We start from the raw sequence: 19,496 nt of genomic DNA on the forward strand, positions 1-19,496 counted from the left end.
GTGACCAACGTCGAATTTTTCCACTATCTGCTCTTGTTGATCTGTGGAGCGGGCGCGCTGACATGGCTTGCCGAGCGCATTGCCATTCCTCCTGCGGTCGTGCTGCTTTTTGGCGGCTGCGTGATTGCGGTCGCGGGCAAGCGCGTGCCGCAAACGGACCCGGATCTGCTGCTTGCGGCCATCATGCCGCCGCTCTTGATGTCGAGTTCTTTCTATACCGCGTGGAAGGAGTTTCGCGAGGAACTGGGCACCATCGTCTCGCTTGTGCTGGGCGCGGTGACCTTCACGACGGTTGCCGTGGCGGTCACTGTCCACACCGTCAACCCGGCGTTGCCGTGGGCCGCGTGCTTCACGCTCGGCGCAATCGTCTCGCCGCCCGACGCCGTGGCGGCGAAAGCGATTCTGCAGCGTTATCCCCTGCCCGCCAGACTCGTGGCCGTGCTCGAAGGCGAAAGCCTCGTCAATGACGCTTCGGGCCTGCTGCTGTATCAAATGGCCGTTTCGGCGGCGCTCGCGGCCACCATCACGTTCGCGAGCGCGACGGGCCTGTTCGTCGAGTTGATCCTCATCGGCATCATCGTCGGCCTGCTGTGCGGCCACGTCATGTGCTGGGCCCTGCCGCGCCTGCGCGAGCCGATGCTGGGCATCGTCGTCACCTTCGTGATGGCGTGGGCGAGCTACGGCATCGCGGAAGCCGTGGGCGGCTCGGGCGTGCTGTCGGTCGTGACGTGCGGGCTCGTGCTGGGCATCCGACAGCACCGTGTGTTCAGCGCCGACCTGCGCATCAAGGCGAAAGCGACCTGGGAAGCGGTCGTGTTTATCCTCGACGCGCTAGTGTTCATCATGATCGGCCTCGTGCTGCACGAGATCCTCGCGCGCGTGAATCACGAAAGCGCCGTGGTGATGGCCGGCTTGCGAGTCGCGCTGCCGGCAACGGCGGCCGCTATTGTCGCTCGGCTGGTCTGGGTGCTCGCTGCGGTCTGGTTGCCAAGCCGTTTGCGCGCGCGCCGTTCGGGCGGCGAGGCATGGTCGTTCGCCGAAGCGATCGTCATGGGTTGGGCGGGCATGCGCGGCGTGGTCAGCCTGGCGGCGGCCATCGCGTTGCCGGAGAACTTTCCGGGGCGCGACGTGATCGTCTTCAGCACCTTCCTGCTCATCATCGCCACGCTCGTCGTGCAGGGCGGCAGCCTCGCCCCGCTGATCCGCTGGCTCAAACTACGCCCCGCCACGCGCCATACGATGTCCGAGCACGAAGCGCGCGCCCATTCGTTCGGCGCGGCGCTCGACGCGGTGAAGGACATGGCGAAACAGGGGCTGCCTATTCCGCGTGCCACGCTCGATCGCCTGATCGCCGAATACAAGGTTCGCGTGACTGCGAACAAGGGCGCGCACCTCACAGGCGGCTTGAGGATCGAAGAGCGTGCGCAGCTCTTGCGCGTAGAGCTCGAACTCGTCGGCGTGACGCGGGGCGCGTTGCTAGATCTGCATCGCAACGGCCGAGTGGACGACGCCGTGCTCCATCGCATCGAGTCGGAGCTGGATTTCGAGGAGATGCGGCTCGTTCGTTTGCTGGAGCCCTGAGGCCACGGAGACCGCTGGGGCCACTGAGAGGATAGCGGCGCGCCCCTCACGAAGCCGGCACTCGCCGCGTAAGATCGAACGCGACGAGTTTGCCCGACACGACCAGCAACAGGCCGACCACACCCAGCAGGGACCAGCGGTAGCCTTCGTAACCTCACTGAACTACGACCGTCTCGATCGGGAGCCGCTACACCGAGCAGCAAGCGCCCCGGTCGGAGCCAGCGCATCCGACGAGCATCAGGTAAGCGGCGACACCGATCATCAAATCTGGTCACCACGAGCGACAGCGCCGACCGGGCATGCATCTATCTCGATGCGACACTCCCTTAGGTAAGACCGAACTCCCGGAAAACACATCAGTACTGTATTCCCATCATAACCGTAGGAACGCACCCCCGCGTCGCCCCGACGTTCTCCCGGCGCTACATAGCTGCCCTCTCGGGTGAACTCGTGCGCCCCGAAGGTCAGACAGCGAGCTTCCGGTGTCGGCCGGTTTCGGTCACTCGACCGCGGTACGTAAATCGCCGACAATCTGTCGATCGAAGTTGGCGAGTTCCGACCTATGCGACCAGACATTGCAACTGCCCTAGATGCACCCGTTTCGGTGCTTGACGAAGAAGAACAAAGGTTTGTTCAAAGCATCCGTCAACATGGATGGTTTCGCACGCAGATTTTTGCGGAATCCAACTATCCCGAGTTCTCATTCACAACAGGGTTCTGGATAGGACACGGGTTCCCGGAGATCATCGTATTCTCGATGCCACCAAACATTGCACACGATGTCCTTTGGCACATCTACCGGATGATCTCTACCGGATCGCCGCCGCCCATTGGCGAGCTGACATCGACGATATATGCCAATTCGGATGCGTTGCTCCTGCCCGTAGACAGGAAACACTACCAAGATCATCTTGGATGGAATCGTTGGTTTTATGGGGGCGACGAATTTCCATGCCTGCAACTGCTCTGGCCGAGCAAGGAGGGTGTGTTTCCCCGACATCCCGATGCAGGCGAAGCTTTGAATCTTGCTCAACCTGATCTGACGTGCAGCGCATCATCATTGAGCTGAAAATCGGCCGGGCGATACTGGATTGCAAGACGGTGGTTATGGCCGACCGCATCGGGCAAGGGTCGGCCACTTGAGACATTCGACACGGTCGCCTTGATCGTCGACAATCGCGGTTTCGCCATCAAGGAAATCGCGGTTATGGTGTCTTGGGAAGCCGTCGGCGTGGTCGCCGAGGGGCAGCAAATAAGCCTCTCGGGTTTGAATCCATGGAGTTTCGATTGGAGGCGGTCGTCTGAACCGCCAATCGAGTTGCCGCATCCGCAGTATCGAACGCAACGGCATCTGGCGCGAGTCTTCGAGATCGACTCAGGGTCCGGCATCCTTCGCTTTGCTGCGGCGGAAGTTTCGGAGGAGGTTTGGGCTTTCTATCAGCTTGGCGCCCAGTAAGTGCTACATCGGCCGCTCTTCCGCGCTCCTGTCCCGGGTCGGCCAATTCTGGATATTCGGCGGCGCCGCTTACTGGCATTGCTTTGAGAATATTCCCCTGTCACGATAGCTGGATTCAGTTACAAAACGATCTGCCGAAGGCCGGAGCTTCGATATTCAGCCACTGCAGACGATGCCTACATGACGTTTGAGCGATTGTGGTGAGAGCCAAATGGGACTATCGACAGCAGGGTTAGCTTTCCAACCAACCTCCTCTACTCCTGACGACGAAGAGGAGATGATACGTCGAGCCTTTGGAAAAGCATTTCATGCTGTTTCGGCATCTGAAGTTCGAGGCTCTCATGACGTTCGAGTACTAGGCAACATCGCGGTCGAATCGAAGAACGATGCGATCTTCATTTATAACGGCGAAATTGCTGAGCGAATTCTGTTTAAAGGGGAAGCGGTCGAGTCGACGCTTCTCTCCGCACTCGGAACCCCAGAGCTTGCCGTTGTCTTTTGCCACTATGACTCGGGCGGTTCATTCGGTTACGTCATCTTGGAAGACGGCATGCGGATTCGTTCCCGAATCCATACACTAGATAAGACAAGTGATGAAGGAAACCCAATGGACTTTGAGCTTTCGTGGCTGAAAGCTAGGCTGTTTGTCGAGGAAGAAGGCGAGCCACCGGTTTACCGGAACACTGAGACTGGGCAGACCTCGACGGAAGCTTATGTTACGGCAAACATGCTTGATGTGGCCATGAAAACACTTTTTGGAGTATGCCCCTGGGACGAGTGGAACTATAAAAGCAAATTCAACTATTACTGCACGGCGCTGGCGGCGGAGCCTGCCAAGATAGCGGTCAAGAAAACGCGGTGGAAATTCTGGTAAGTGAATTGCTGCCAGCCCCCTAGACGTTTTCCTCTTCCTCAAAACAACAGCTCAATGACCGCTTCCGGAAAATGTCTATGACTGCTCGGGGTCGGTTATGCCTGTTGCATAAGATGAGGACCGGGGACGAGAGGCGTGCCCGGTCGTGGGACGCAGTGCGGCCAGTTTCGGTCACTCGCATTAGATGCGCAGATCGCTGACAATTCGGTTGCTGAGGCGGTCACGGTCTCGTCGATCTGGCCGCACTGTTAGACTCGTAGTTGCTTTTCGTAAGGTGCGGTGATGCAGCAGGAACTGCTCGAACTAATTCAACAGATGACCGCGCACCAAGACGTCGTTAGCTCGGACGATTCGATCTCTTGGCAGGCACATCGCCAAGCGGAACTGCTTTCCGACATGACTTTGGTCGATGAACTCCATGCGTACCTCGGTCAGAGCCTAAAAAAGGAGCAGCGAGCAGCGGCTTACTTCATCATCGGTAAAATCGGAAAGAACTGTCTCAGCGAAGAGTGCGCGTCGCGCTTAATCGAATACTCGTCAAAAGAGCCGGACAAGTATGCGCTGGCAAGTCTCCTTGAACGGCTTGCCGATATCCCGAAGCCGGAAAGCGTCGATGTCAGACCACTGTTTCCTTTTCTCAAGGATAAGCGATGGCTGGTGAGGCATTCCGCAATTCAGTCACTTAAGCGCTGCACAAGCGACGAGGCTGAAGACAAGTTGCTGGAGATTCTCGCAACCACCTCAGATCCCTATGACGTCATATACTGCCACGCCACTCTTAATCAGATTGGCACGCGCAAGGCGTTGCCCGCTCTCACTCAAAACCTAAGGTCTCGAAAGCGCGATGTGAAAGTGTCGGCTCAAGCGGCGATCGAGGCGATTAAGGCACGTGACGGCCAGCCTGTCGCGAAGGCCGGTGATGGGTCTGCGCCTGCCCGAAGTTAGAGTTTGAGAAGGGTGATTCAACGTCCGTTTTGGGATAGTGCGGCCGTACGCTCTGGGTCGGTTATGCCGTTGCGTGAGATGCTGGCCGGGGGGCGAGCGCCGTGCCCGGTCGTGGGACGCAGTGCGGCCACAAGCGGTCCTTCGACACCGCCGCGGAAATCGTCGACAATCTGCATATCTTCTTTATCCGCGGTGTTGAAGAACCTAGATGGAATCGCACGTAATCCAGTTTACGGAGAAAGAGCTTAGCCACTGGGCTGGCATGGGTGAATATGTACTACTACCGCCGGACGGCAGCTACGAGATAGCACTGAAATACGAAGGGGAACCGCCGCATGGTGACTCGTACCACACCGCCATAGTGGGCGGCCGCCAGTTGCCCGGCTACGCGTGGGGCTGCATATTCTCGATGTCCGCTTGCTCGGGTTTCGTAGCATTCAGTTGGATGGAGCGTAAGTTCGAAAGGCTGACGACAATCGTCGATGTGAGACGCAGCTTGTACTTTGTCCTGCCCATGTATATCTACTATCCGTGCATCGAATGGCCCGCAGTTCTACCTGGGCCAGCCTCCGGGCCGGAACACTACGCATTCGTTGGCTCCGAGGTCTGGAGAGCGTTTTGACGCCGCCATGATCGCTATATCCGGCGCCGCTCATATAGCATCAGTCGGCCAGGGGCGGTCATTGGGCTAGTGCTCCCAGATGAACGACAATCTAGAACGTGCCAATGGCAACGCTGCTTGTCAAAATTCCACCACAGAAACCTGAGGCACCCTGATGCAACTCGTAAGCTATCTCGGCAAAAATCTGAAGAGCGACTCGGTCATCGAGGTACTAGAGCACTTTGACATGGACGTTGTCTATGATTTCGACCGCCTACACGAAAACACTGCTGATAGCTTCAGTTCGTCTGCGAAATCGGCGGGCTTTGAATTCCGATTCGACGAGACGCAACGTCTCTCGGTCATCTGGTGCTACATCCGACCTCGCTCCGGCTTTTCCGCGATAAGTAGTGACGTCATTGGAGTTCCCTGCTTCAACGCCTATGCCGCAGCCATGCATTTCGCAACGAGCGCTGGCATCAAGACGTCTCAGGCGAAGGATGGAGCTGCGTGGATTCGATTTGAACAGCAGGGTGTGTGGACTCACTATGAGTTCTCAGACGACCAATTGTCGCTCGTGACACTGACGCTTCCATAGCGACACGCCAGTGTCCGCTATATCGGGTCGGGTTATGCCGTTTGTATCGCGCGCACGCCCGAGACGATCATCGCGTTCGGTCATCTGGCGCTGAACGGCCATTTTCTGCCGGTCGACATCGGTGTTTGGATCATCGACAATCTGTAAATTCAAGGCTGCAGCAGCAGCACTACAACGGATTACGGGGCGCATATGGGCTTACGGAGATTGCTGCTGAAAGGCATCGTCGCTAGTGTTGTCGGCGTAATTGGAGCCCTTTGCATCCTGCACGAAGATAGTCGCGCGCGTGCTGACGTTCTTATCGATCGGCCGCCTGCCGATGTCTGGAAAGTCGTATCAAACAGCGCCGCGTATCCCGATTGGAATCCCTTCATTACTCGGGTTGACGGCGAGTTCAGGGAAGGAGCAACAATCCGCATTGTGCTAGGCACTGGACCGGATTCGATGGTATTCAAACCGACTATCGTGCGCGTTCGTCCGGAACAAGACCTTTGCTGGCGTGGCAGTGTATGGATTCGCGGTGTCTTCGACGGTACACATTGCATTCACCTGACAGCCGTAGCCGATGGGACCCATCTTGAGCAAACGGAGTCCTTCTCTGGATTGCTTGTTGGATGGTTGACGAAGGACGTGATCGAGGAAACTCGGCGAAACTTTCAGGCAATGAATGCCGCGGTCAAGCAGCGCGCGGAATCTAAAACGCCTTGAGCGCCCGCGCCCGCTTCTCGTGCGACTCCGCACAAAATCCTTACTCCCACCGATTTACCTGTAAAAGTTGAGGCAATTATGTCGAAACACCCGCGCGCGTTGCTTAAGGCTGCCGATATCGAGGCGATGACGCCGCAGCGTTCTGTCCATCCATTAAACGAAAAGGCCGTACGCCTCAAGAAGTCGCTCGGAGACATCACGGGGATCACGCAATTCGGCTTTCATTTGGTGACACTCATGCCCGGGCACGAATCCGCCGAATATCATCGGCATCTCTATGAAGAGGAATGTGTCTACGTCCTTTCAGGGGCCGGGGAGGCAGCCATCGACGGCCAGGTGTATGAAATCGGAGCGGGAGATTTCTTGGGGTTCGCACGGGAAGGCGCCGCCCACAATCTTTCGAACACTGGCGGCATCCCTCTGGTATTAATCATCGCCGGTCAGAGGTTGGAGCACGACGTTTGCGATTACCCGCGCAAACGCAAGAGGCTATACGTGGCCGGCCCCAATGAGGTACTCGTTGACTTTGGCCACGACGGCACAGAATAAATATCGTCCATCGAAGTCGCGCCGACGTTCTGCACTGTTTACAGCACCATTCGTGCAAGACGAGCGACTCCCGCCAATTGTCTGATTCGACCTGGCTCGAAGATCGCCGACGATTTGCGGCCCCCGGGGCGCGGCCGAACGGCCGCTTCCAGCAAGTCCGAGCGTCCGTAACGGGTCGGTCAGGGTCATCTGGCCGATGCGGCGGACCACCGCGTTGACGTCAGTCTCGAATGAGGTACCTGTCGCGGTTTTTCGCGTCCTTGATTCCAGTTAGGTGCACGCCCCCTCCCCGACCACGTCGCTCCCGTTTTCGGGTCGCGGTATTTGGGGGCCACCACGCCGCCGGGTCTTGGCGAGCGTCCGCTCCGCCCGCGCCCGAAGATATCCCGCTTGGTAAATCCGTATTCGGTGACCTTGGTCCTGACGTCCGCAAGCACCTCCTCGAATTCCGCTGCGCGTGCAGCAACCGTTTGCTCCTCAAGCACGGCCATTTGTGCTTTCAGTTCCTTGAATGTCGCCAAGATTCGCCCCTCCACTTGACACGGTGATGGCGATCATAGCTTGCGTGAATTCGGCACGGTCGCAAACTAGCCACTGACTAGCCTGACCCGGATACAGAATCCGCCGTTGTCGGTCTACCGCTGGCAACGGAACACCAGAACGGTTCGTACACACATGATCGCTTCGCACCGTCCGATAGGAGCGGCCGAAGCTTCCCCTAAACGATCGTCTCGATCCCCGATGGCTCAAGGCTTTTTGCGCCACCGGGTTCGGACGATTCGTGAAGATGCATAACAGGGGAAGTAAACGGGCAAGGCAGCGAACGGCGGAACGGTGGAGGGCCTAAGAAGCCCACCCAGCAAGGGCTTCCGTGACCCTAAAGGCACACGCTGGAGCTTGAGGGAATAGCGAATGGTGGGCCGGGTGGCATTCCCCATCGCCCCACGGTTTTCTCTCAACCATGCTCGAGGATCCTCTCGCATCCAGCCCCAGTGATCGCGAACGACACTCGGAGCGAGTGAAGATTTGTCACGTTTAGAGAGGAACACTAGGCCGCAACTGGTTGCGACACAGGTTCCCCAGCTGTCGCTACGCTCTCGCGCCGGCTTCCGCAATAGTGTCCCCAGTCTGCCATCATCTGGCGCCGACGCTCGAGCTGGTCGCGACGCCGGTAGGCCGCCACCGTCTGCGATACGATGACGTGAGCCAGAGCTTCCTCAGCGAGCGAATCGGGGTAGTCCGTACATTCAGCAACCCAGTCGCGGAACGTCGACCGGAAACCGTGTACGGTGATTCCGTGTCGTGACATGCGTCTCAGAAGCGTCAGCATCGCCATGGTCGACAACGGACGCCCTTCCTTGCAACCCGGGAACAGATAACCGTATTTTGACTTTGGCAATGCGCTGCGCACGATCTCGACAGCTCGATCACAAAGCGGTACGCGAAGCGGCCGCCCGCTCTTTGTACGATCACCAGGAATTGACCACGTGCGGGCGTCCAGGTCAAACTCCTCCGGCCGCGCGAAACGCACCTCGTTCGTGCGCGTCGCTGTAAGGATGAGCAGATGCAACACACGTGCCGCCTGCCGGGGACGGTGCTCAAGCTCGCGGATAAACGTTGGCAAGTCCTCCCAAGGCAGGGCAGGATGGTGGTTCGCCTGCGAGCGTTTCTTCGACCGCGGCAACACAAGCTGCAGGTGGTCAACGTAGCGTGCCGGATTGCTGCCGGTGCTATGACCCGGTACCGTCTCTGCGTCGAGAATCGCCTTGATGCGGCCGCGTACACGACGCGCAGTCTCCGCCTTCTTCGTCCAGATCGGCTGAAGGATCCGCACGATCATCGCGGTGTCAATGTCGCGTATCCGGACGTCGCCGATCACCGGATATGCGTATGTTTTGAGCGTGTTACCCCACTGCTGAACATGCTTGCGATTTCGCCACTGGGGTTCGTGCGCGCGGATAAACGCTTCCGTTGCTTCACGAAAAGTCACGTTGGCGTCCGACGATATATCGAGCAGTTGCCTTCGCTGCTGTTCACGCCGCGCGAAAATGGGATCGATCAAGTCCCTAACCATATCGCGGTGCCCGGCGGCCAGTTTCCGCGCCTCGCCCAGAGAAACTCGCGAGAGTGGACTGAGCCCCATCTCCCGCATGCACCCGTGCAGTCTGAACCGGAACACCCATGAACGCGCACCGCTGTCCGCGATTTGCATATAGAGGCCACCGCCATCCGCGTAATGGCCCGGCGCCACTTCCTTCGCGACCCGCAGCGCGCTGAGTCGATGCAATTGACGTCCAGCCATGTTGCCCTCCCTACCCACAAACCCACATTGCTACCCATACTTCGTGAGGAAATTGTGAGAGACGTCAACGGTAGCCGCAAGCACAACGTTACCCATAAATCGCTTTAAAATCAGCAACCTGCAGAACGTCAGCGGAAGATAAGTGTAGAGTTCATCAATTGATGTCGCGCTGGAACAACCAATTCTTGTCGCTTTGAAGGGTGAAATCCACCTTAACGACGACTCAAAACCGCACAAGACAAGCAATTCCTGTCGCATCAGCACATGGCCGCTTAAAAGATCGGCGCTCCGCACCTTTTTGTCCGTTTCCAACGCTTCTCGGTATGGTCCGGCGATTGCCGCTTCCGCTGGCTCGGACTGCATCCCAACGACGTCTTGTGTCCAACGATGAGGTATCGCCGTCAGGAGGTGGACACGATATTCCCAAGAACTTTACTGACCTCGAGATGGTTTGCACATCCGCTTACCGCTGCCCGGCGGTTTGTGGCAGATTACTTCCCGACGCGGCCTGCAGTAGTCGAACCGGGGGCACCAGTCGGACGCTAGACGGGCAGCAGCCCAAAGCGGCCGTCGTGACGGCGCCAAGCGATGTCCGCTCGAGGCGGGTGTTGCGCAGACCCTGCTGGGCCACGCCCCGGTGCAGACGACGGCAGCCTATGCGCGTATGGGACGAGCCCAGTCGTAGGCGTTTGTGGAGGCGAGTTTCGGGTCTTCCGCCACCGTTCCTGCCGAGCCCAAAGGACGCATAACTTCGTAACGCGGAAAGGCAACCTACTCAGAACGAGCGTAAACTCTTCTTCAGCAGTTGAATCCGTTGCTCTTTGTCCCGCCATATCGCCGACGCCGGTGCGACGCGAGGCGAAGCGCAACAGCGCAACGGTCCACAATTGCGAACTGCATATTTCGGGACTTTACGATGTATGACATAAGTCCAGACTCTCCTTCTTCGCTTATACCGCAACTGGTCGCCGATCCGGACTTCAAGAATCCAGGCCACGACCGCTTGTTGCTATGGCTCGTCCAGCATCTCCCACAAATCGTCAGGCGTATGTACTCACCGCCATGGTCGAGCCTCGTCGCAGAACTTGCCTACGCAAAGTGCCCAGACAGCATCCGGAGTACCACGAGCACTCAGCAAGCGGTAAATGCGCCCGATGATCTGAAAGCCTCGAAAATCTACCGGCGCCTACAGCCCCAGTTATTTGCACGGAACATTATGCAACTTCTTTTCGACATCGAGACATCTGAAGACAAGAGGACGCCGCTCGGCTATGTCGACATGACTGTGCAGGTGAAGCTACACAAAAAAATTCAGGTCTGCAGTCGCACGCCTGTTCCCTGCTTAACCGCACACGGGATGCGACACCGATCCGAATCATGGGACGACGCGCGCATCGTCCCAAAGTTGAGAGACGGTGAACACTCGCTTAATCGATGGGGATGTACAAAACGCACTGACAGATACTTCTTCGACGTCCGTTATCGTCGACCACCAAACAGTGTCTTGATCCGAGAAGTTCTCACAGTCTCACGACTTCTGCCTGATCACGTGCCATGCCTCTTTACAACCGACATGCCCGCGCTAGAACGTTGCGCGCTCAATAGGATCGGGATCATTGTCATTACATGGGCCGATTTCAACTACGCCGATCCAACGCTCGAATAGAGACAACGCTGGATGGACGCTCAACAGCGCCATGCGAGACTGTAATACAACGACAAGAGTGCGCTAACCTGCGTTCTGGCTATCGTACGATAACGAGAGTTTGCCTTGGTCGGCATAACGTGCGGTGGCTTGACATCCCGCATTTGCCGCATGCGTGGGAATGCGGCTTCCTCATCGGAACCACGTCGGCAACCCTTCTTTTCGGCGACCTCTTCACTCAGGGCGGCTCCCTCACCCAGCGCTTATCGAGAGCGACATCTTTGAACCGAGTGATGCGTTCCGTCGGCGCATCGAATATCTTTCGCACGCGAGAAACGCCGAGGCCATGCTGGAGCGCCGCGCTGCACTTGAGCCGACCACGCTCGCCTGCATGCACAGCATCGCGTGGCACGGCGCAGACGTCGCCTTGCTGCTGGGATCCGCTGACAGTGTTGAAAGCGACCAAGCGAAATCCTGAACTACTGCGACGCGAAATGGTGAAGAGGAAAAAGATTTGGAAACATCGCGTCGCGAGTGAAAATAAAAATCAATACGCATTAATTCCTTGCCCGAAAGAAGTCGCCAAGCCGAACCCTGGTGATTTCTTCGTAGGTATCCTAGAGTCATCAGGTAGCCGCAGCTTGTTGCAGACCATCTGGATGAGATTGCACGATCCGAAACTAGCGTGCGCGCTCAATCGAGCCTATCGCACGGTTGGCTTCGTTCGCGCGAAATGAGCGAGGCGGAGAAACTCAAATGCTTAGCGATATCGAGCACGCATGCATCATGAATCATTTGCGGATCCTGCTTGGTCGCGCCGACTTCGCGTACGGCTACTTTGAGAGAACTCCAGGCGAGATATTCTACGCAACCGAATACAAGCTTTGGCCGCCAATCGTAAATCTGATCCAGGGGCTATGCGGCCGCGGATTTTCACCAAAAAACTTTGTTGTCTGCAATAGCACATCGAATTCACCTGCAACCATGATGTGTATGGGCATGCTTGAGTATTTCTGCGCCATTTACCGGTTTAATGACACCCCTGTCTCGCTGATATCGCTCGAAGAAGACGAAATACAGGAGGTTGAGGACCCGGACAGCGATGGTGCCGTGCAGGATGCATATAAACGTGTGCTGACCACCCGCTTCACGCCGTTTGATCCTAAGCTGGTGCTCGACAGAGACTACCTATCCAGATGTGCGAACCCGGAAACCGGCGCCGTGCCAGGAGTTGACGTCATTTCGGGAAACGCTACGCATATTCATCGCCTCTATATGGCCGCGGCATACCGTAGAGCAGGGCATCGCGGCTATTTTCTCGGACATCCTGCCGATGGAGTCGGAAAAATACTAGACCACGGACACAGCATTGCTGCCCTGTTGGTCAATTCACAGGGCCGCGTGCTCGCGATAGCTGAAAACATGAAAGCGAGCAACGCAACCTATCACGCCGAGGTCAATCTGGTTCAGGCGTACATGTCAAAATTCAATTCGCTCCAAAAAGGACGGGAAGGCGTCGTCGCTATATACACCACGTTAAAGCCCTGCAAAATGTGCGCGGCGATGATCGCGCATGCGTTTCCTTACTGCAAGGTGATTTTTTCTCAAGATGATCCGGGTACTCATGCCGAAGACGTCGATACACCAGCACTCGGAATGCACCAACTCTCGCAGATGGGCCCCACCGTCAAGACCTTGCAGATGTATGACCCCAACCAGATGACCGGCAAAAAGACTGGCGAAATAGCGCAGGCTCTCGACAGTACATGGCAGAAACACAGGGCAACGAGCGAATTCAAGGGTTTGACGAACGCACTTGATACGAGGACAGCTGGCTATCAAATGCTCTCTGCGGCACTGTCAATAGACAGAAAGCTGCAGCGATATGCACAAGGAAAGAGTGTCAAACATCCAGAAGTCGTCAAGGTGCTCAAGCATCTTCAACCAATGCTAGAGAAGCTCTGAGTAACACCGTGCTTTTTCGCGGAGCGCGGACGCCGTTCCCCCTTCGCGCTACGTGCCCAGCCGCCCCTTCCGCTCAGTGAGCATCGTGCGGAATTTCACGAGTTGCTGACGCATACGATGCAGGGCAAGCACGGCCTGCTGGGCTTCGGTTTTTACGGCAACTGCCTTGCAGTCCACCTGGGTGGCCATCCAGATCGCATGCGCGTCGGCAGCATCGTTCTTATTACGGATGTTGAAAGCCTTGACGAACTTCCCCGGCATCAACTTGACCTGGTGCCCCATTTCAATCAACCGCCGAGCCCAGTGCTGTGATCCGCCGCATGACTCCATCCCGACGAGGCACGGCTGCCGATTCGCAAAGTACTGAAGAAACGCCGCCCTCTTGACCGACCGGTTCACGACCTCACCGGTGTCCGGGTCCACCCAGTGGACCTGCATCACGTTTTTTGCAATGTCCACGCCCACAATCGTATGCGCCATGACAGATCTCCTTCGGTTCCTTGAGTGAACCATTATGATCAGCCTGAATCTCAGATCGATGGCTTTTTGCTGCCAGCGATCGAGCCGATCGCGCGAAGCCTGCGATTAGGTGGGGGCGTTCATATCATTCAAATTTCAAAACTCGTCCTCTAGCTCGCTTCTTGTAAGCGTTGGTTCATGTAAGTTTGTTCCTGTTTTGCAGGTAATTTTGTTCTCTAGCAGCCTCGCGAGCTTTCCGAAGCGTCGTGCTCGTCAGTCACCTGCTCGGTGAGCCAGTACACTTCACGCTGCCGGATAAAGCCGATAGATCACGAGTACGGCTGGTCCGAGCCGGTCATGATCGCCGCGGTGTTGCCGCATGCGTCATCAGGAAAGGCCAGCAGTTCGGAGCGCTTGGCGGAAGTGAGCAACTCACGTCGAGGAATTCTTGTTGGTCTCCACGTCGCTATTCTGCTTTCTGGTCCAGTCGCTTCGGGGCGGAGACGCCTGCGCGGTGTCGAAAAGGATACAAAATTGGTTGAACTGTCGGCCGAAGGAACAACTTCGCTTGAACTTTTTGCAAGCAATTTTGTTCCCGATGGCCAGTTGTAGCCGCTAATTTCCGGCCGCCTCGCGGTAACAAAATTGCTTGCACCGACGCGAGTAGCCGCAGCGCGCGGCTGCGGTCCAAACCTGATCGAATGGATACGGATGCACAACAGATGCAACGCTACAACCCACAACTGCTGCGCTTGAGAACACGCACGCCGCTACTCGCATAGCGCGATCGAGTGATTCCCCTACAGGGGGGACGCACGGCGGTGAAACGTATTCGCCATCATCAGCGCCGATGTCGCTGACCACCTTCGAAGTTGGCGCGATACTCACGAAGTCACCGAACAGCCAGACCAATACCTCCAAAGCGCTCGGGCTAGCGAATCCAAACCCGATCTATCCTATGCAGGACGTTGACAGATCACCCCGTACCAGCCCAGACCGCGGTAGGTCTCGTAGCCCGGTGTTGCTGCGAACGAAACGATCGTGCCATCTGCCGTACGATAAAAGCCCGTTGCCCTGCCATCAGTCTGCAGACGGAAGCGCTCCTCGAGAACACCTTTTTCGTCTGACGCAGCAATCACACGAAACGACGAATCAACGATCATGCAGCGCGTGCGTCCCCATTCCTCTTCACTCAGACGAACCCCTTTAACAACTGCTGCAGCCTGCGGTGCCCAATCGAAAAAAATCACCAGCGCACCCAGTACCCGGCCGTTCACCGCGCCTCCTTCGCGAATTGCAGTCGAGTAAGTTGCAACCTGTGCGCGGTCAAGCGCCGCGATTGTCTCGACGTCGGAAGCGGCGTAGTCCGCACCCGAGCCGGTCTTCATAGCTGCCCGCCACCACTCCGCGCCCGCTACACTGCGACCGCGCACCGGATGGACCGCGTGACGGCCGTTGGCGACTATGACTCCGTCCGCGTTGACCACCCAAATATCGCGGTACACCGTATAACTATCGAGAATCACGGACAGACGACTGCATGCATGGTCGGCAGACGCCGAGCTCTCGCTTGCAAGACATTCGACCACTGCGGAATCTGTCGCCCACCAGCGCACGTCGCACGAACGCTCATACAGATTGCGGTCGACGATATCGATCATGTTGAGTGCGAGGTCAGCGCAGCGCTGGCCATCGAGGTAACGCAACCGCTCGATCATGCTGTCGCCAAGCTCGGTCAGCCTCGTGAGTGATCCCGCCAGCTCCTTGTTCAGTCCTGTGGTGATGTCGGAGATCCGCTTTGATACGTGCTTCACCTGGTTCGCTACGACAGCAAAGCCTTTGCCTGCGTCTCCCGCCCGGGCCGCCTCAATCAGTGCGTTCAGAGCGAGAAAGGTGGTTTCACGGTTGACGTCGTTGATGTCGCTGATCTTGCCTGTGGCAAGACGCCTGACCTCATGTGTCAGGTCAACAATGGCTTGCGGATTTGACATACGCTCCCGGCAGTGTGTGTTTCGCGTTGTAATGAGTTGTGAGGCGGGGTTTCACTGTCGTGACGCGGCTGTGTGAATGTTCTACCCTACGCACGGTCGCGTCACGATTGCCCACTCCTCATGCAATCAGAAAATCAGAACTGATGTCGCAGGCCCACTGTGACTGCCACCTGCGTACCTGTCGACGACGGCGACAGGGTATTGATCATCGCGTCAGCGAGCACCGAGTCCGCCGGTGCACCATGAACTTCCTGATAAACGCCTTCCAGGTAGACGTCAGTACGCTTGCTCAACGAATAGTCTGTCTGCAGCATGACCGAATTCCATTTTGGAGATGCGTTCGTCGCACCCTGGTTATAAGCACCATCAGTGAACGTATACGCGCCGGATATGCTCCACGCAGATGTCACCGAGTAGTGTACGTTCACCTCGTAATTGTCCAACCGCAGTGTGCCGCCAAGGGGCAGATAGCTGCCGAGGCCCAGAGAAATGACACCCGACATGTTGTCGATCTGCGTATGGCTCCACAACAGCCCGACAGTTGCGGGGCCGAACGTGTAATTTCCGCCGAAGCCCCAGATGCGCTGGCGCTCCGCAATGAAGTTCGCGCTGCCGTCGCCTTGTGCAATCGCCCCGTTGGGATTTGTGCCGGTTACGCCGCCGCCAGCGTTATTGAACTGGAGGTACCCCGCAGCAAGGTTCACCGGACCCTGGGCATACCCTACGCTGAAGCCATAAGCGCGATTGTCTGCGAATCCGCCCGCCTTGTTGCTGAAGGAATACATGCCTTCCAACGTGACGCCAGCATACGTGGGACTCACATATTTGACCGAGTTGTTGACGACTACGGAATCAGCGGCGAGGTTGTCGTTCTCGAACGGATGTGCAGCGAGGTTGCCGCCCCATGTGTTGCTTCCTGCAGAGATCGGTCCGAGCTGGTCGTTCAAGACGTCAAACTGGCGACCCAGCGTCACAGTGCCGAGATTGTCGCTTTGCAGCCCAACCCAGGCCTGAGAACCAAAACCGTCGCCTGGGAAAGCCTGGGTGCCGTTGTTCAGGTTAAAGCCCTGCTCCAGTTTGAAGATCGTATGGAGACCACCTCCCAGATCTTCAGAGCCTTTGAGGCCGAACACCGTATTCTGGGTAGAACTGGTTGCCATTTGCCAGTTGCTATGGCCGGTCTGGTTGTTGGTATAGATGACTCCCGTATCGATAAGTCCGTACAGGGTCACACTGTTTTGCGCATGTGCAGAAATCGAAAATGCGCTGATCACCCCGATTGCCAGTAGGCTTTTTTTCATGCCTTATCCCCAAATGATTGCATAGAAATGGAACAGCTTCTTTTGAATTTCACTTCCCTATTCGCAACGTACTATCAAGGTTGCTCGGCTTACGCCGATCTGGTCCCTGCATCAAGAGGCGTTTCCCGATCGCAGTTAAACAAGGACGATGGCCGCGAACTGACCTAAACTGGATTCGCCAGAAGAAAGCTCAAAAAATCCGTGTCAACGACGCGCTCGCGCCACATTCCGAAAAGGCCAACCGAAAGTATCAGACCAAACAAAAAAACTGACTCCGCATCCTGCGCCAACCCATCTGTAATGCCTGACGATATGTTCGGTGAATGCGAACGTTGCCAGAAAGCCGAACTGAGATATGAGAACAACCAATACGGCAAGATGCTGCTGATTATTCATTTTCATTAGCTGGCGGAAATTCGATTGCTCGAACGCGGCCCGACCTCCTCACTCGCCCGCCCAAACTTCGACATTGCGGGCGCGTATCGAAGCACACAACCGCATGCCATGAAGTAGCGGGGGGCGTTCCGGCACGTGTCGTAGCCTGGCCGCTCTGATGCGCCTGTCCACCAACCCCAGGCTTGCAGGTGCGCGCGGGCGCCCGCCTTGCATGGCGCAGATGCCTGCAGGCACGGGCTGCCCCAGAAGACAGGATGCCCGTACCCGCTGGCCTTCTCAACGTGCAACCGTTATTCGACTGCCTCGCCATGCAGAACCAGGTCCAGGCCTTCGCGTTCTTCTTCTTCCGTCACGCGCAGACCCATCACTGCGTCGATTGCCTTGAGCAGGACAAACGAGACCACCCCGCTGTAGATCAGCGTCGTTGCGACACCCTTGAGTTGCAGTATCACGTCACCGTCCGCGCCGCCGATATCCTTCACCGCGAACACGCCCGTGAGGATCGCACCCACGATACCGCCCACGCAGTGCACGCCGAACGCGTCGAGCGAATCGTCATAACCGAGTTTGTGCTTGAGCCACGAAGCCGACCAGAAGCAGATCACGCCTGCAGCGACACCGATTACCAGCGAACCCGTCACACCAACGAAGCCCGAAGCCGGCGTAATCGCCACCAGACCTGCCACTGCACCCGACACGATACCGAGCACCGACGGCTTACCCTTGGCGATCCATTCGGCGAACATCCAGCCCAGTGCAGCCATTGCAGTTGCGACCTGCGTAGTCAGCATGGCGAAGCCGGCACGGCCGTCAGCCGCCACTGCCGAACCTGCATTGAAGCCGAACCAGCCTACCCACAGCATTGAACCGCCGATCAGCGTCAGCACGAGGTTGTGCGGCGCCATTGCCTCCTTGCCGTAGCTGGTGCGCTTGCCGAGCACCAGACAGCAGACCAGACCCGCGATACCCGCGTTGATGTGCACCACCGTGCCGCCTGCGAAGTCGAGGATGCCGGCGCTGGCGAGCCAGCCCGTCGGCTCCCACACCATGTGCGCGATCGGCGAGTAGACGATGATCGACCACAGCGACATGAACACGAGCATCGCCGAGAACTTCATGCGGTCGGCAAACGCACCGGTGATGAGCGCCGGCGTGATGATCGCGAACGTCATCTGATAGACGAAGTACACGGTCTCGGGGATGGTTGGCGCGAGGTGGCTCACGGTGAGCGTCGTCGCCTTGTCGCCCTTGATGTAGTTCATGCCTTCAAGGAAGATCCGCGAGAACCCGCCGATGAATGAGCCGCCCGGCGTGAACGCGAAGGAGTAACCCACCACCGTCCAGATCACCGTGACGACGCATGTGATCGCGAAGCTCTGCATGAGCGTCGCGAGCACGTTCTTCTTGCGGACCATGCCGCCGTAGAAGAGCGCGAGGCCCGGGATCGTCATGAACAGCACGAGCGCCGTGGAAGTCAGCATCCACGCGGTGTCGCCCGAATTGATCTTCGACGAATCGACAGAGAACGGCTCGGTCGGGGCCACCGGAGCTGCGGCGCTGGCCGCTGCGGCTGCCGGTGCGGACGCCGAAGCGTCCGGCGCCGGCGCGCTCGCGGTAGTATCAGAAGCGGCCGCCGAGGCGGCTGAAGCCGCTAACGCGTCATCCGCGAGGGCAACTCCGATGCCGCCCGTTATCAGCGATCCAGCCATCAACAAAGACATTAACAGTTTGCGCATTTCTCTTTCCCCTTGTCGCGGTTACTTATAAGGCGTCAGCGCCGGTCTCACCGGTGCGAATCCGAATCACTTGTTCGATCGGCGTGACGAAGATCTTCCCGTCTCCGATCTTGCCGGTCCGCGCCGCACGCTCAAGCGCTTCAATTGCCTGATCGACGATGTCGTCCGAGACAGCAGTCTCAATCATCACTTTCGGCAGGAAATCGACGGCGTACTCAGCTCCCCGATACAGTTCGGTGTGTCCTTTCTGACGCCCAAATCCCTTGACTTCCGTCACTGTGAGTCCAGCGACGCCAAGAGATGACAAGGCTTCTCGAGCATCATCGAGCTTGAATGGTTTGATCACTGCACTTATTAGCTTCAATTTGCCTCCTCGTTGATTTCGCAAC

The 19,496-nt window shown here is 57.4% G+C and carries 18 protein-coding genes and 2 pseudogenes; 13 read left to right on the forward strand and 7 right to left on the reverse strand.

All coding sequences use genetic code 11. The annotated features are described in order from the left end of the window. The 9 genes from AB3X98_RS25555 (at position 1) to AB3X98_RS25595 (ending at position 7,312) form a co-directional block, all read left to right on the forward strand. Positions 1-1,581 (forward strand): cation:proton antiporter, encoded by a 1,581-nt coding sequence (locus AB3X98_RS25555; protein WP_368602926.1) that lies wholly within the window; start codon positions 1-3, stop codon positions 1,579-1,581. A gap of 562 nt (positions 1,582-2,143) precedes the next feature. Beyond that, the gene (locus AB3X98_RS25560; protein ID WP_368602925.1) at positions 2,144-2,650 is read left to right on the forward strand and encodes a DUF4262 domain-containing protein; all 507 of its coding nucleotides are present in this window, start codon (positions 2,144-2,146) and stop codon (positions 2,648-2,650) included. Between the two features lie 93 nt (positions 2,651-2,743). Further along, positions 2,744-3,037, forward strand: a complete 294-nt coding sequence (locus AB3X98_RS25565) for a hypothetical protein (RefSeq protein ID WP_368602924.1) — start codon at positions 2,744-2,746, stop codon at positions 3,035-3,037. Positions 3,038-3,248: 211 nt separating this feature from the next. After that, a complete protein-coding gene (locus tag AB3X98_RS25570) occupies positions 3,249-3,911 on the forward strand; it encodes a hypothetical protein (protein WP_368602923.1) in 663 nt (220 codons plus the stop codon). A 282-nt stretch (positions 3,912-4,193) separates the two neighbouring features. Beyond that, the gene (locus AB3X98_RS25575; RefSeq protein ID WP_368602922.1) at positions 4,194-4,856 is read left to right on the forward strand and encodes a HEAT repeat domain-containing protein; all 663 of its coding nucleotides are present in this window, start codon (positions 4,194-4,196) and stop codon (positions 4,854-4,856) included. Positions 4,857-5,064: 208 nt separating this feature from the next. Then, positions 5,065-5,478 carry a hypothetical protein gene (locus AB3X98_RS25580; RefSeq protein WP_368610341.1) on the forward strand — a complete coding sequence of 138 codons (414 nt, stop codon included), beginning with the start codon at positions 5,065-5,067 and terminating at the stop codon, positions 5,476-5,478. Positions 5,479-5,632: 154 nt separating this feature from the next. After that, the gene (locus AB3X98_RS25585; RefSeq protein ID WP_368602921.1) at positions 5,633-6,055 is read left to right on the forward strand and encodes a hypothetical protein; all 423 of its coding nucleotides are present in this window, start codon (positions 5,633-5,635) and stop codon (positions 6,053-6,055) included. Between the two features lie 207 nt (positions 6,056-6,262). Then, positions 6,263-6,763 (forward strand): SRPBCC family protein, encoded by a 501-nt coding sequence (locus AB3X98_RS25590; RefSeq protein WP_368602920.1) that lies wholly within the window; start codon positions 6,263-6,265, stop codon positions 6,761-6,763. A gap of 78 nt (positions 6,764-6,841) precedes the next feature. Next, entirely contained in the window at positions 6,842-7,312 is a 471-nt protein-coding gene (locus AB3X98_RS25595) for a cupin domain-containing protein (protein WP_368602919.1), read from the forward strand. A gap of 220 nt (positions 7,313-7,532) precedes the next feature. Here AB3X98_RS25595 and AB3X98_RS25600 read toward each other — a convergent pair. Both AB3X98_RS25600 and AB3X98_RS25605 read right to left on the reverse strand, forming a co-directional pair. Beyond that, a pseudogene (locus AB3X98_RS25600) lies at positions 7,533-7,833 on the reverse strand (H-NS family nucleoid-associated regulatory protein). A gap of 527 nt (positions 7,834-8,360) precedes the next feature. Further along, entirely contained in the window at positions 8,361-9,614 is a 1,254-nt protein-coding gene (locus tag AB3X98_RS25605) for a tyrosine-type recombinase/integrase (RefSeq protein WP_368602918.1), read from the reverse strand. A 2,094-nt stretch (positions 9,615-11,708) separates the two neighbouring features. On the opposite strand from AB3X98_RS25605, the gene AB3X98_RS25610 reads away from it, so the two are divergent. Together AB3X98_RS25610 and AB3X98_RS25615 are read left to right on the forward strand one after the other, a co-directional pair. Beyond that, positions 11,709-11,996, forward strand: coding sequence for a hypothetical protein (locus AB3X98_RS25610; RefSeq protein ID WP_368602917.1), 288 nt, complete (start codon positions 11,709-11,711; stop codon positions 11,994-11,996). Between the two features lie 19 nt (positions 11,997-12,015). Then, on the forward strand, positions 12,016-13,224 hold the full coding sequence (locus tag AB3X98_RS25615; RefSeq protein ID WP_368602916.1) for a Bd3614 family nucleic acid deaminase: 1,209 nt from the start codon (positions 12,016-12,018) through the stop codon (positions 13,222-13,224). A gap of 81 nt (positions 13,225-13,305) precedes the next feature. Here AB3X98_RS25615 and AB3X98_RS25620 read toward each other — a convergent pair. Further along, positions 13,306-13,704: pseudogene (locus tag AB3X98_RS25620) on the reverse strand (transposase); the annotation flags it as partial. Positions 13,705-14,040: 336 nt separating this feature from the next. Here AB3X98_RS25620 and AB3X98_RS25625 point away from each other — a divergent pair. Further along, positions 14,041-14,295 (forward strand): hypothetical protein, encoded by a 255-nt coding sequence (locus AB3X98_RS25625; protein WP_368602915.1) that lies wholly within the window; start codon positions 14,041-14,043, stop codon positions 14,293-14,295. 344 nt (positions 14,296-14,639) lie between these two features. Here AB3X98_RS25625 and AB3X98_RS25630 read toward each other — a convergent pair whose 3' ends face one another. From AB3X98_RS25630 to AB3X98_RS25640, 3 genes are all read right to left on the reverse strand, one after another. Then, entirely contained in the window at positions 14,640-15,674 is a 1,035-nt protein-coding gene (locus AB3X98_RS25630) for a methyl-accepting chemotaxis protein (protein ID WP_368602914.1), read from the reverse strand. 134 nt (positions 15,675-15,808) lie between these two features. Then, on the reverse strand, positions 15,809-16,975 hold the full coding sequence (locus AB3X98_RS25635; protein WP_368602913.1) for a porin: 1,167 nt from the start codon (positions 16,973-16,975) through the stop codon (positions 15,809-15,811). A 686-nt stretch (positions 16,976-17,661) separates the two neighbouring features. After that, entirely contained in the window at positions 17,662-18,852 is a 1,191-nt protein-coding gene (locus AB3X98_RS25640; protein ID WP_368602912.1) for an ammonium transporter, read from the reverse strand. Between AB3X98_RS25640 and AB3X98_RS25645 the strand changes: the two genes are divergently transcribed. Further along, positions 18,839-19,138 (forward strand): hypothetical protein, encoded by a 300-nt coding sequence (locus AB3X98_RS25645; RefSeq protein WP_368602911.1) that lies wholly within the window; start codon positions 18,839-18,841, stop codon positions 19,136-19,138. The genes AB3X98_RS25640 and AB3X98_RS25645 overlap by 14 nt on opposite strands. Here AB3X98_RS25645 and AB3X98_RS25650 read toward each other — a convergent pair. Continuing rightward, a complete protein-coding gene (locus AB3X98_RS25650; protein WP_368602910.1) occupies positions 19,133-19,471 on the reverse strand; it encodes a P-II family nitrogen regulator in 339 nt (112 codons plus the stop codon). The two genes, AB3X98_RS25645 and AB3X98_RS25650, sit on opposite strands and share 6 nt — an antisense overlap. Positions 19,472-19,496 lie beyond the last annotated feature (25 nt).

Origin of the sequence: Paraburkholderia sp. BR14312 (assembly GCF_040948675.1) — a bacterium.
In the GTDB taxonomy this organism is placed as follows: Bacteria; Pseudomonadota; Gammaproteobacteria; order Burkholderiales; family Burkholderiaceae; genus Paraburkholderia; species Paraburkholderia nodosa_A.

Bases quoted from the DNA above. Each gene is read 5' to 3' on its own strand.
- AB3X98_RS25560 (WP_368602925.1), top strand. From the start codon at position 2,144: ATGCGACCAGACATTGCAACTGCCCTAGATGCACCCGTTTCGGTGCTT.
- AB3X98_RS25570 (WP_368602923.1), top strand. From the start codon at position 3,249: ATGGGACTATCGACAGCAGGGTTAGCTTTCCAACCAACCTCCTCTACT.
- AB3X98_RS25575 (WP_368602922.1), top strand. From the start codon at position 4,194: ATGCAGCAGGAACTGCTCGAACTAATTCAACAGATGACCGCGCACCAA.
- AB3X98_RS25580 (WP_368610341.1), top strand. From the start codon at position 5,065: ATGGAATCGCACGTAATCCAGTTTACGGAGAAAGAGCTTAGCCACTGG.
- AB3X98_RS25585 (WP_368602921.1), top strand. From the start codon at position 5,633: ATGCAACTCGTAAGCTATCTCGGCAAAAATCTGAAGAGCGACTCGGTC.
- AB3X98_RS25595 (WP_368602919.1), top strand. From the start codon at position 6,842: ATGTCGAAACACCCGCGCGCGTTGCTTAAGGCTGCCGATATCGAGGCG.
- AB3X98_RS25605 (WP_368602918.1), bottom strand. From the start codon at position 9,614: ATGGCTGGACGTCAATTGCATCGACTCAGCGCGCTGCGGGTCGCGAAG.
- AB3X98_RS25615 (WP_368602916.1), top strand. From the start codon at position 12,016: ATGCTTAGCGATATCGAGCACGCATGCATCATGAATCATTTGCGGATC.
- AB3X98_RS25625 (WP_368602915.1), top strand. From the start codon at position 14,041: ATGATCGCCGCGGTGTTGCCGCATGCGTCATCAGGAAAGGCCAGCAGT.
- AB3X98_RS25630 (WP_368602914.1), bottom strand. From the start codon at position 15,674: ATGTCAAATCCGCAAGCCATTGTTGACCTGACACATGAGGTCAGGCGT.
- AB3X98_RS25635 (WP_368602913.1), bottom strand. From the start codon at position 16,975: ATGAAAAAAAGCCTACTGGCAATCGGGGTGATCAGCGCATTTTCGATT.
- AB3X98_RS25640 (WP_368602912.1), bottom strand. From the start codon at position 18,852: ATGCTGACTTCCACGGCGCTCGTGCTGTTCATGACGATCCCGGGCCTC.